We start from the raw sequence: 11735 nt of genomic DNA, 5'->3' as shown, positions 1-11735 counted from the left end.
GACCGGGATGGACGTACCGCTGGTGTACCAGTTGTTCCGCCAGGAGCACGGCTGGATAGCCAAGTACGGACGGGATAAGCGCTGAAAGCATCTAAGCGTGAAGCCCCCCTCAAGATGAGATTTCCCAATTCGTAAGACCCCTTGTAGACGACGAGGTAGATAGGTTCGGGGTGGAAGCGCGGCAACGCGTGCAGCTGACGAATACTAATCGGTCGAGGGCTTATCCTAAGAGCTTTTCGAAGAAAAGCTAGCTTCGGAAGCATTAGCTAAAGGTTTGGCATTTTGTTGCAGCGAAGATTTATCTTTTTGAAGTGACCTTTGTGCGAAGCACAACGGAACGATAAAAGATAAAACGGAGCCTCGTTTCGATCCAGTTTTCAGGGTACAAGCGACCTTGAATTTATATCGTTTTGTTTGCGCAAAGCGAACCGTTTGGTGATGATGGCGGAAGGGAACCACGCGTACCCATCCCGAACACGAACGTTAAGCCTTCCAGCGTCGATGGTACTTGGACCGCAGGGTCCTGGGAGAGTAGAACGTCGCCAAGCGGTATTCCCATCTGTATGGGATTATTGGAACCGAGTTGATCGTAATATATTGACTTTGTTTGTCCAATAATGTATATTATGAGCCATTAGCTCAGTTGGTAGAGCACCTGACTTTTAATCAGGGTGTCGTAGGTTCGAGTCCTACATGGCTCACTTTTTTTATGCGGTTGTGGTGGAATGGCAGACACGCTATCTTGAGGGGGTAGTGGGCTTACGCCCGTGGAGGTTCGAGTCCTCTCAACCGCACCATAATTGAATATGCGTTCGTGGCGGAATTGGCAGACGCGCTAGATTCAGGTTCTAGTGGGGTAACAGCCGTGGAGGTTCGAGTCCTCTCGAGCGCATTGTTTTACGCGGAAGTGGCTCAGGGGTAGAGCATCGCCTTGCCAAGGCGAGGGTCGCGGGTTCGAATCCCGTCTTCCGCTCCATTTTATTTGTGCCCTTAGCTCAGCCGGATAGAGCGTTTGACTACGAATCAAAAGGTCGGGAGTTCGAATCTCTCAGGGCACGTATTTTAATAAGTAAATATCGGGACGTAGCTCAGCTTGGTAGAGCACCTGGTTTGGGACCAGGGGGTCGCATGTTCAAATCGTGTCGTCCCGACCATCTATGCGGGTGTAGTTCAATGGTAGAACTCCAGCTTCCCAAGCTGGTGGCGTGGGTTCGATTCCCATCACCCGCTTAGTAACTATAAACTCTCGAAACCCTTGTGGCGCAAGGGTTTTTTCTTTGCGCATTTTTTGACACAGGCAGTCTACTCCCTTTCCGATGCGGCAGTCCTTGTGGCAATTTTTCGTACATGAATCTGTCTGCTGCGTCGCGGCTGATCAGATCAGATTCGCCCATATAGATATCAGCCATGGTTCCTATCTTAGTGTGTCGGAGACGTTCTTGATTTGATTTGTGATCAGCACCACTCTCGCGCAGGAGCATCGCTGTGGTGTGTCTTAGATCGTGAATTCGAATTTTCGGCAATTTATTCGCCGCTAAAACTTACGATCGTCGCAGTTGGTATACCTGATAATACGAGCGTCCATCTCTAGAGTGAAATACATAATGATTAGTGCCTCGGACCATGTACCATTTCGGTATTGGCACAAAACCTTAGCTTTCCTGTCTTAAGTTCCCCTTAGATCATATTACCTTCCTCGTCAAATGTTATTTGCTTTTGGATGTGTAAACCGTTCAGCTCATAATCGTACTTGTGGTCATTCAATGGCAAGCAATTCCCCGCGGCGCAACCCTCCGAGTAAAACTCCAAGATAATACAAACGCCATTCCTGAACAAGAATACTCCTGCTGGCTCAGGCTAATGGGGGATGTTTTTTGCTTATAATCAGGCATAATAAAAAGCACCCTCGGTTGAGAGTGCTGGCAGTCAGTTATTATAAGGCGGGTAGGGAATTGCAGACGATCATTTTTTAGAAGTTTTGGGCGTATCGACGATTTGGAAGCGATTTGCTTCTCGGAAAACTCGTTTCTCGTCAATCGCGATATGGTCAGTTGAAAATCCAGTTATTTTCCCTGGAGGGTAGATGGTAATATTCCCTTGATAGGCTCTGACAAAGTAACCCATTTTTTTTGCTTCTTCGAAATCACTATCCTCGACTAATTCATATCCAGTTTTCATAATTACACCTAACCTCTTTTGTTTGATGTAATCATTATATACCTTTTGTTTAAAAAAAACGAATTGATACATACGGGGAAACCAAGAGTTGCAAAACGATCTGATATCGACGGAACCGGATGCACTCCAGAATGGGCCGCGTTACAAACTGTTCGCCTATCACCGCCGGACAGCAGCATGAGGCCGCGCTGGCAGCGGCGAAGTGAGAGATGCAAGAGATCGCGGTGGAGGTGATACGGAAACGTTGGAAGGCACTATGGCGCGAAGGTATGTTGCTCCGTGGTGCGTTGTTGTGCTCGGCGCCTAAGGGTGTGTAGGATGTGGTATATAGGGGTGATGCCGTACTATGTGCGATTGGCAGAACTGTTCACACTGCAGCGACGCTGGCAACTGACCGATTCCGATGTACTTTGTCTGATCCAACTGGGTTATTTGGCTAAACCCAAGCAAAACCGCTTTACTCGTTACATTATTTTCAATGGTGTCGTACAGGTGAGTAATCTCTAATGCTTGAAGTGGTCAGACACCTCCAAAAAAGCCATATAGATACTGTCGAGATCATATACTTTTTATCTCGAAATATGGCGAGATCTTTTGACGCAGGGATCGTACCGGTAGTCCGGATATTTATCCCTGCGAGAAATGATGGTCAGCTTGCCCGTATCCGGGTTGCGATTCATTACATAACGAACGGTTAGCTGCTCGCCGGCAGGGTCATCAAGAACGGCGTCCACTATGACTCTTGTATTTGTCTGGCGAATAATCGCTGCCCGAAGCACCTTCTCCGGCAAACCGCCGGTATCCGCATCTGGTGCATGCAGCCAACCTCCGATATTTCTTAAACTCCGAACAAATCATGCGATTGGCGTAAACAGTGCTCCAGTATTTTCTGTAGAATGTAAATATTTTAGCCCGGGTTGCATACTTAAGTGGCAGTCTGTAATAATCAAATCCCCCGATTCGGACCGGGGTTTGGCGCCTGTCAAAGGAAAAAACAACGTTTTCCCATGCGTGCTCTGCATCACTTATGAATCTAATAATCTGTGCTCTATCTACCATTGATTCCACACCTCCTCTATATAGTATGTTTCTTACAATTAAGTGGTAGGGCAATCATGTATATATGGAATGTTCATCACTCTACTTACTCGCATACAGTCAAGGTATTACGAAGAAATGACAAGTTCCAATGATAACGTTGAGAGAGGTTCTGCAATATAAATTAATGCCCTTAATATCTCCTGCCGGAGAAATCAAGGACATATCACTTTGTTCGATCATGAGATTGATGTGACACGCTGATTAACTTGGGACTTAACGAACGAAATCCTTTAGTGGTTGTTCTCAATTCTCTATTAACTTACACATCCTACATTTCCACTATCTGCCCGTTAGCCACCCATGCCCTCTCAGGCACCATAGATAATGAAAATTTTGGTGTGACGTTTTAGGTCGGATCAATACGTTTATGTCGGAAACAACGTAATATTGTCCATATTTAGCAGCAGACGCTGTTATATTAACTAGCGTACCTGTTAGTTGAGAACTTCGGCGTTAACAAAACAGCCTTTGCCGTTTAGCAATTAAAAATGCATGTGGATCTACAATAGGTTTATACGCCTCGGATTCCTTCAATAGAGTTGATCATGCCCGTTTTGTTGTTCAGCTTTCTCGACCAATTATGTTCGAGTTGGTATCACTAACCTGCAGTTACTTCAATGCAAAAGAGGAGATGCATAGCTGCACACTCCTCCACTATCGTTACACGTTTTCTTTTCTTAATCTTAACCTTAACTGGACCATGAATCGTTCGTTGTTCGACTAGCTTTAACGTATTTAAGCTGAGCCACGATAATGACGCTAATGATTACCAGAAGAAACCACGAACTGATCTTACTGAAACTAACCAGCTGCCAGGTTTGGTGCTGGTCGGGATATTTCCAAGCATCAAGAAATGTGGCAATATTTTCAGCTAGCCAGATGAAAAAACCTACAATGACAAAAGCGAGCGATAATGGCATTCTATAAGTTACGGTCCGTACCCGATATATGATCCATGTTTTCCAGAAGACAATAAATACAATCGCCGTCAGCCACCAACGAAAATCCGGAATAAAATGATGTGTGAAAAAGTTGAAATAGATGGCTCCTCCTAGTAGCGCTGAGGTCGTAAACCCAGGCCAGCCGGTCATGTCCATCCGCAGTCTCCGCCATATCTGACACATAAAGCTTGCAACACTTGCATACATAAATCCACTATAGAGTGGGACACCGAGTAACTTCGTATACCCGGCCTCAGGGTATGACCATGATCCCATTCTTACTTTAAATAACTCCAGTAACAAACCAATTAAGTGAAAAATACAAATAACTTTGATTTCATCACGTGTCTCTAATCCGCTGCGGTACATGAGGTACTGCACTCCAAGCAATATAAGTAGAATGGCATCATAACGATGAATGAAAGGTACCTCGATTACGCTGGACAGAGCTAAAGTTCCAAAGATTGCAACAGGAAATATGCAGCTCATCGCCTGATGATAGCCAAAATGCAAAAGTTGTATTATTGGTTTCAATTATGTATATCTCCTCCCTATGCCTTAAGTATATGTCGCCAAATAACAATAATAATTACGGTATTTTAGCCAAAAATTTTACCATCGTAGACTGCCACGTTACTGCGTTACTTCAACGATCAGAAGCAGGTCGCCAAGGCGCCTGCTCCACTGGTAAACATTTCACTATCGTTATCCGTCAGCACAATCAGCAGGCAGCGGCGCGAGCGATTACGTTTATCCTCCTCTTCCACTCACAAGCGACGAATTGACCTTTACCGTTTATTTACGGTCCGCTATTTCGTATCACCCGATTAGTAGATGTCGAACCTTTGACTCGATGCCGATGTCCATTTGCAATTTGAGTCAGAACATCGAATTTATGAAAATGGTTTGGTCCTCCCCCGAATGGTCCAGTTCCGTTAATCGATAGCCCCGTCCTTCCAAAATATATATGCCGATGACCATTGGCTGTCGTTGTGATCGCGTTGAAAATATGGAAATGCGACTTAGCGTTTGGCACACGAACAACAATGTCTGACACATTGCTGAATAAATGTCGGTGTCCTCGAACTAGGGAAGTTACTCCTTCCATCCTATGTCTGATACGATTAACAACATTTTGGGATATATGCTTCTTGGATTTTTTGATCATGAATAGAATCCCTCTTTTCTGTTTTGTATCGCATTATATGTGTGATCGGATCATTTTGAAACGGCAAAAATCGAATAACCCCGAAGTCCGGATAAATAGCGGGCAAACGGGGTTTAAGAATCTATATGAATTGTCTACCTATTTTTTTGCTTTATTAAGAAGTTCTTTGATTAATGAAGGATTAAGCGGCACTCGAAAAGGTTGGAAAACGAAGTATAACACCAGAAGTAGGTTTAGCTATTGCAAGATTACGGTAGAGGTTTTTTTGAAGTACTTCGAAAAACATGTTTTAAAATTAGATTAGGATCAATACATAAAATATTTGCGACTTCTATAATATCCAAACTTTTAGTAAAAGGTATTATTGAATTGTTTTTCACCTATCTTCTCTCCCTAAGTAGAATTTTGTTTGGAGTACCCTCTCAAAATAAGCACTTTGGAACTATTATATAGGATCGGACTAAACAAATTCTGAACAAATAGACCTATCATTGAGTGGATCGGAGCTAAAGCAGTCAACTCCGCGGAGCCCACAACATGACCGAAACGCCAACAATGCATATTGCGGCGCCCAGCCAGTCGTACAGATCGGGTGCCTTCTTATCGACAAGCCACCCCCACAAAACAGCCAGAACGATAAATACGCCACCGTATGCAGCGTAGACGCGCCCGAACGAAGGGAAGCTTTGCAGCGTTGGAATAATGCCGTATACAATGAGAATGAGGCTTCCTATGACCCCGTACCACAGTGGTCTGGATTCCCGCAGCCATAACCAAACCATGTAGCCCCCGGCAATTTCAGCGAGTCCGGCCAGTATAAAGAAGAATACAGCTAATAGCATAACGAATGCTCCTCACGAACTCCTACCGGTAATTTGGATCTCTCATAAGTTATTCTGACAAGCTAAATATTGCTGGCCGATCGTCCGCAGAAATACTCGAACATTACCCGATCGTTATCTTTCCTTCAGGATAACGGTAATGATCTTTTTCCGGTGTAATCGTCAAGCTGAAGGCTAACGTTACCGGCCCGAGGCGCCCGATAAACATGAGAAGAATGATTAACATTTTGCCGAACGACGTCAACTGGGGGGTTAGCCCCAAAGACATGCCTGCCGTTGCATAGGCTGAAGTAACTTCAAATAAAATGCCGAGAAATGAAAAGTTTTCGGTCGTTGAAAGAACCATCGTAAAAACGACAATGATCAGGAACGAAATCATGGTGAAGGTGATCGCTTTGTAGATGCGATCGCCGGCGATACGTCGTTGGAACATGACGATGTCCTCTTTGCCGCGTACCATCGCAATCATCGCCCCGACCAGGATGGCAAAGGTCGTTACCTTAATCCCTCCTCCGGAGGAACCTGGCGAGGCGCCGATAAACATCATGATGATGATAAAAAACTGGGTCCCCTGACGAAGCGATCCGATGTCTAGCGTGTTCAAACCGGCTGAGCGGGAACTAACCGATTGAAACAGAGAGCTAAGTATTTTACCGGTAGGGGATAACGGTTGCAGCGATTGCGTATTTGTAAATTCAAAGACGAAGATGACAAGGCAGCCGACGGCGATCAAAATTCCCGAGACGCTCAACACGACTTTGCTGTGAAGCGAAAGCTTTTTGTTGAATCGGTAAGTCAGAAGATCGGAAATGACGATAAAGCCGATACCGCCCAGCACGATGAGCAAAATAGATATAATATTAACGAAAGGATCATCCACATAATGCATCAGACTGCCCGGTCGATCCTTGAGGCTGCTGAACAAGTCGAATCCGGCATTATTGAAGATCGAAATGCTGTGAAATACACCGAAATAGAGCGCGGTTTTGAAAGGCAGCTCAAACGACCATCGAATCGCCAGCAGGATGGCCCCTGTCAATTCAATAATGAGGGAGTAGTACAGCACCTTGCGAATCAGCCGGACGATCCCTTCCGTGGAATTGTGATTCATCGCTTCCTGTAAAATAAGTCGTTCGCGAAACGTTATTTTTCGGCGGAACACAAGCGCGATCAGGGTGGCCATCGTCATGAAGCCGAGTCCCCCGATCTGCACAAGCAGCAGCAGCACTATTTCTCCGAAAAAGGAATAAAACTCTCCTGTATTGATAACGGAGAGCCCGGTTACGCAAGTGGCTGACGCCGACATGAATAGAGCGTCGAGATAGGGTTGGCCCGTGCCGTCGGCTGAAGCAATCGGCAGGGACAACAGTACGGAGCCGAGAAAAATAATAACGATAAATCCGATTGACAAAACTTGAGGCGGATTCAATCTGATGAACGGAAATTGTTTCTTGAAACGCTTGAACATAGCAGACAACCTCGAGAGTTTGAGTTTCGATCTATTGTATATTCTCAGGAATAGAATGTAAAGTTATAACACTTAACTTTTCGTCTAATCGGCTGTGTCGACGGGTATAAAATAGCCGGTACGGATAGAGTGAGTTCTGTAAAGAAGTCACGATCAGAAGGGGGGGGGAAGTCGTCTGATAGGGGAGTGCCGACCTAGCCTATATATCATATGCATAATTAAAGAACCGTACCCATTCGCGAATGGTACGGTTCTTTAGCGATGATGATAATCAGTTTGTTACCACTTTCATGCCATCGACTATTGCAGCGGATTCCGTACCGGCGGGCTCGGCGGCGATGGAGCGAGACGGATCGAATTGATTTTCGCTTTTGGCGATAACGACGGTAGCTACGCTGTTCCCGATCAGGTTGGTGATTGCGCGGGCTTCGGACATGAAGCGGTCAACGCCGAGCAGCAGCGCCATGCCTTCGATCGGGATCACATTGCCGGGAATCGCTGCCAGCGTTGCCGCGAGCGTGATAAAGCCGGAACCGGTTACGCCTGCTGCGCCTTTGGAAGTGAGCATCAGCACGCCGAGCAGGGTGACAATTTGAAGCAGCGTTAATTCGATACCGTAAGCTTGAGCGATGAAGAGTGCGGCCATTGATAAGTAAATCGACGTTCCATCCAAGTTGAACGAATATCCTGTCGGTACGACGAGACCGACGACCGACTTGGAGCAGCCGTACTTCTCAAGACGCTCCATAAGCCGCGGCAGCGCGGATTCGGAGGACGAGGTGCCGAGCACGAGCAAAATTTCTTCTTTGATGAATTTCAACAGATTGAAAATGCTGAAACGGTGCAAGCGGGCAACCAGTCCAAGCACGATAACGACGAACAGGAACATCGTAAGGTAAACCGAACCCATCATTTTGCCTAAGGAGAACAGGGAAGAAATTCCGAATTTACCGATCGTATAAGCCATCGCGCCTCCGGCGGCAAACGGGGAGAAACGCATGATCAGCGCAACGAGACGGAAAAAGATATCGTTCATCTTCTCGAAGAAGACGGTAACGGGCTTTGCTTTTTCCCCCAAGCCGGCCATAGCCAGGCCGAACAGCACGGAGAAGAATAGGACGGGAAGCATTTCGCCTTTGGCGAGTGCGCCTACAACGCTGTCAGGAATAATGCTGAGCAGAAAATCCATGAAGCCGTGCGGCGTTTCGGCTGCTTGCTTCGCATATTTCGCGACGTCCGCTGCTTTGGCTCCGACTTTGCTGATGTCCATTCCGGTTCCCGGATGAACGATATACATCACGGCAATGCCGATGGCCATGGCGAACGTTGTGATGATCTCGAAGTAGAGCAGCGCTTTGCCGCCGATGCGGCCGATTTTTTTCATATCTCCCATATTGGCGAAGCCGATGACGATAGTGAAGAAGACGATCGGTGCGATCACCATTTTAATCAGCTTGACGAAAATATCGCCGAGAACCTTGAGCTCCACGCCGAACGCCGGGAAAAATTGACCGATCAAAATACCGATAACGATGGCGAACAGCACTTGAACGGTCAAGTTTTTAAAGTTGATTCTCATCACGATTCCTCATTTCTTTGCTTCTTAGTATTGGTTAACCGGTTGTTTCGGCGCCGTCGGCTGCGATTTGCGGGCTACGCCTGACTCGTAAGCCGCCTGGATGACGGCTTCGCGCACCCGTTCGACGACTGCGGTATTAAATACGCTTGGGATAATGTAATACTCATTCAGTTCCTCATCGCTGACGACGGAAGCAATCGCTTTCGCCGCGGCGAGCTTCATTTGTTCCGTCACGCGGGAAGCTCGGCAATCGAGCACTCCTCGGAAGATGCCGGGAAAGCAGAGCACGTTGTTGATCTGATTCGGATAGTCCGATCGTCCCGTCGCCATCACGCGAACGTAGGGCTCGGCTTCCTCCGGCAAAATTTCCGGCGTCGGGTTGGCCATCGCGAATACGATCGGATCGGGTGCCATCGCTTTCAAATCGTCGACCTTCAGCACGCCGGGACCGGATACGCCGATGAATACATCCGCCTCGCGAATCACTTCTGACAGAGATCCGGTCAGCCGGTCCGGGTTCGTATGGTCTGCATACCACTGCCACGCCGCGTTGAAATACGTCTCGCCGCTGACGATGGCGCCGGAGCGGTCTACGCCGATAATGTGGCGTACGCCTGCGGCCAGCAGCATCTTGGAGCAGGCGATGCCGGCGGCGCCGATGCCGCAGACGACGACTTTGCAATCTTCGAGACGCTTGCCGACGATCTTCACGGCGTTCAGCAGCCCGGCGAGCAGAACGACCGCGGTGCCGTGCTGGTCGTCGTGGAATACCGGGATGTCGAGTTCCTCGACCAGCCGCTGCTCGATCTCGAAGCATCGTGGCGAGGAGATGTCCTCAAGGTTAATGCCGCCGAACGACGGAGCAATCGCTTTCACGATCGCGATGATTTCTTCCGTGTCCTGCGTATTCAAGCAGATCGGAAACGCATCAACGCCGGCGAATTGCTTGAACAGCACAGCTTTGCCTTCCATGACCGGCATAGCGGCTTCCGGACCGATATTGCCGAGGCCGAGCACGGCCGAACCGTCCGAGACGACGGCGATCGTATTCCGCTTGATCGTAAGCGAGTGCGCCCGGGAAGGCTTCTCGTGAATGGCCATGCATACGCGGGCAACGCCCGGAGTATATACGCGCGATAAGTCATCGCGGTTTTTGATCGGCGTTTTTGGCGTCGTTTCGAGCTTGCCGCCAAGATGCATCAGAAATGTCTGGTCCGATACGTGGATCACTTTGGCGCCCGGCACGGCGTTTACCGCTTGCACGATAAGGTCGGTATGCTTTTGATCGTATACGTTCACCGTAATGTCGCGAACGGTTGTCGTTTTATCGGAACGGCCTACGTCGATGGCGACGATATCGCCGCCGCCGTCGCCGATGGCGGTGGCGATTTGGCCGAATGAAGCGATTTCTTTGTTGAGCTCAAGTCGAAGAATAATACTGGTATGTGCACCGGATGGGATGGACATGGACTAGGTCACTTCCTTTGTTCGATTTACGTGACCTCATGATATCGCTTTCAAGAAATGTTGTGAATCATATGACCATAATGTTTATTTTGATCTTTTTGGTCTCGGGAAAGGAAGATGCATAAAAAGAGGGGGGCATCCGCGTTGAGAAGATGGAACGGTGTTGCAATGTCCTTGAACGCAAAGCAGCCGTGCAGGGGACTTGAAAAAGAAATTTGAAAAAAGATCGCACTATGCTTACGCAAGCTAGCGCGATCCTTTGGACGAGGAAGTAAGCACATATTTGTTCACCGGACGCCCGACGCCGTATTGCAGGTCAAGCCGCACCTGTCCGCTTTTCTCCAGATAATCGAGGTACCGGCGGGCAGTCACGCGGGCAATGCCGACGCCTTCGGCTACCTCTTCGGCAGAGAGCGGGAGCGATTGCCCAAGCAAATATTGCACGATCTGCTTCAGCGTCACCGCTTGGAGTCCTTTCGGGAGTTCGGCGGCAAGCAGCTCGGAGACGGCGGTTTCATCGGCAGCGGAAGAACGGCTTCCGCCGAACAGCATCCGGTCCAGCTCGTTCTGGGTGGCGGACTGCTCGCCCTTCAGCGCTTCTTTCATTTGCCTGTAATGCTCGAGCGCTTGCTTGACTCGCTCGAATTTGAACGGCTTTATAATATAGTCGAACGCCCCGTTCTGAAGCATGCGTTCGATGGTCCGCCGATCGCTGGCTGCGCTGATGACGATAACATCGACATAAAGCTGCTCCTTGCGAATTTGCGTCAGCGTCTCGATGCCGTCTTGCAGCGGCATGAAGATGTCGAGGATGACAAGATGGGGCCTCAGTTTGCGGATCAGCTCCAAACCTTCCGTGCCGCTTGCAGCCACCCCGGCGATTTGAAAGCCTTCGACCCGCTCGACAAACTGGCGGTTGACTTCCTGAACCATCGGATCGTCCTCGATCAAAAGTACGGAATAAACGTTCATAACGGTCTGCTTCCTTCCT

Annotated in this window: 9 protein-coding genes, 7 tRNA genes and 2 rRNA genes; 9 read left to right on the top strand and 9 right to left on the bottom strand. The window is 48.2% G+C overall.

Annotated features, from left to right (window positions below):
• The 9 genes from ACFQI7_RS19075 to ACFQI7_RS19035 form a co-directional block, all read left to right on the top strand.
• Nucleotides 1-228: ribosomal RNA gene (locus tag ACFQI7_RS19075) — 23S ribosomal RNA — on the top strand; the annotation flags it as partial.
• A 203-nt stretch (nt 229-431) separates the two neighbouring features.
• A 5S ribosomal RNA gene (gene rrf, locus ACFQI7_RS19070) occupies nt 432-548 on the top strand.
• A gap of 80 nt (nt 549-628) precedes the next feature.
• Nucleotides 629-701, top strand: a tRNA-Lys gene (locus tag ACFQI7_RS19065).
• Nucleotides 702-711: 10 nt separating this feature from the next.
• A tRNA-Leu gene (locus tag ACFQI7_RS19060) sits at nt 712-797 on the top strand.
• Between the two features lie 11 nt (nt 798-808).
• Nucleotides 809-892, top strand: a tRNA-Leu gene (locus ACFQI7_RS19055).
• A gap of 9 nt (nt 893-901) precedes the next feature.
• Nucleotides 902-976: transfer RNA gene (locus ACFQI7_RS19050), tRNA-Gly, on the top strand.
• Between the two features lie 8 nt (nt 977-984).
• A tRNA-Arg gene (locus ACFQI7_RS19045) sits at nt 985-1058 on the top strand.
• Nucleotides 1059-1077: 19 nt separating this feature from the next.
• A tRNA-Pro gene (locus tag ACFQI7_RS19040) sits at nt 1078-1154 on the top strand.
• Between the two features lie 5 nt (nt 1155-1159).
• Nucleotides 1160-1230, top strand: a tRNA-Gly gene (locus tag ACFQI7_RS19035).
• 732 nt (nt 1231-1962) lie between these two features.
• Here ACFQI7_RS19035 and ACFQI7_RS19030 read toward each other — a convergent pair.
• From ACFQI7_RS19030 to ACFQI7_RS18990, 9 genes are all read right to left on the bottom strand, one after another.
• On the bottom strand, nt 1963-2178 hold the full coding sequence (locus ACFQI7_RS19030) for a hypothetical protein (RefSeq protein WP_218102663.1): 216 nt from the start codon (nt 2176-2178) through the stop codon (nt 1963-1965).
• Nucleotides 2179-2747: 569 nt separating this feature from the next.
• Complete coding sequence (locus ACFQI7_RS19025) at nt 2748-2969, bottom strand: hypothetical protein (protein WP_218102662.1); 222 nt, start codon at nt 2967-2969, stop codon at nt 2748-2750.
• 999 nt (nt 2970-3968) lie between these two features.
• Nucleotides 3969-4754: a DUF817 domain-containing protein gene (locus ACFQI7_RS19020; RefSeq protein ID WP_218102661.1), complete on the bottom strand. Its 786-nt coding sequence runs from the start codon at nt 4752-4754 to the stop codon at nt 3969-3971.
• Between the two features lie 265 nt (nt 4755-5019).
• Nucleotides 5020-5328 (bottom strand): YmaF family protein, encoded by a 309-nt coding sequence (locus ACFQI7_RS19015; RefSeq protein WP_377517355.1) that lies wholly within the window; start codon nt 5326-5328, stop codon nt 5020-5022.
• Nucleotides 5329-5903: 575 nt separating this feature from the next.
• The gene (locus tag ACFQI7_RS19010) at nt 5904-6230 is read right to left on the bottom strand and encodes a YnfA family protein (protein WP_218102659.1); all 327 of its coding nucleotides are present in this window, start codon (nt 6228-6230) and stop codon (nt 5904-5906) included.
• A 103-nt stretch (nt 6231-6333) separates the two neighbouring features.
• Nucleotides 6334-7698, bottom strand: a complete 1365-nt coding sequence (locus ACFQI7_RS19005) for a TrkH family potassium uptake protein (protein ID WP_218102658.1) — start codon at nt 7696-7698, stop codon at nt 6334-6336.
• A 271-nt stretch (nt 7699-7969) separates the two neighbouring features.
• Complete coding sequence (locus ACFQI7_RS19000) at nt 7970-9277, bottom strand: dicarboxylate/amino acid:cation symporter (protein WP_230415620.1); 1308 nt, start codon at nt 9275-9277, stop codon at nt 7970-7972.
• 24 nt (nt 9278-9301) lie between these two features.
• Entirely contained in the window at nt 9302-10744 is a 1443-nt protein-coding gene (locus ACFQI7_RS18995; protein ID WP_218102657.1) for an NAD-dependent malic enzyme, read from the bottom strand.
• Between the two features lie 246 nt (nt 10745-10990).
• A complete protein-coding gene (locus tag ACFQI7_RS18990; RefSeq protein ID WP_218102656.1) occupies nt 10991-11716 on the bottom strand; it encodes a response regulator in 726 nt (241 codons plus the stop codon).
• Nucleotides 11717-11735 lie beyond the last annotated feature (19 nt).

Origin of the sequence: Paenibacillus allorhizosphaerae (assembly GCF_042659105.1) — a bacterium.
Taxonomy (GTDB): domain Bacteria; phylum Bacillota; class Bacilli; order Paenibacillales; family NBRC-103111; genus Paenibacillus_G; species Paenibacillus_G allorhizosphaerae.
This window is presented reverse-complemented; position numbering and strand designations above follow the sequence as displayed.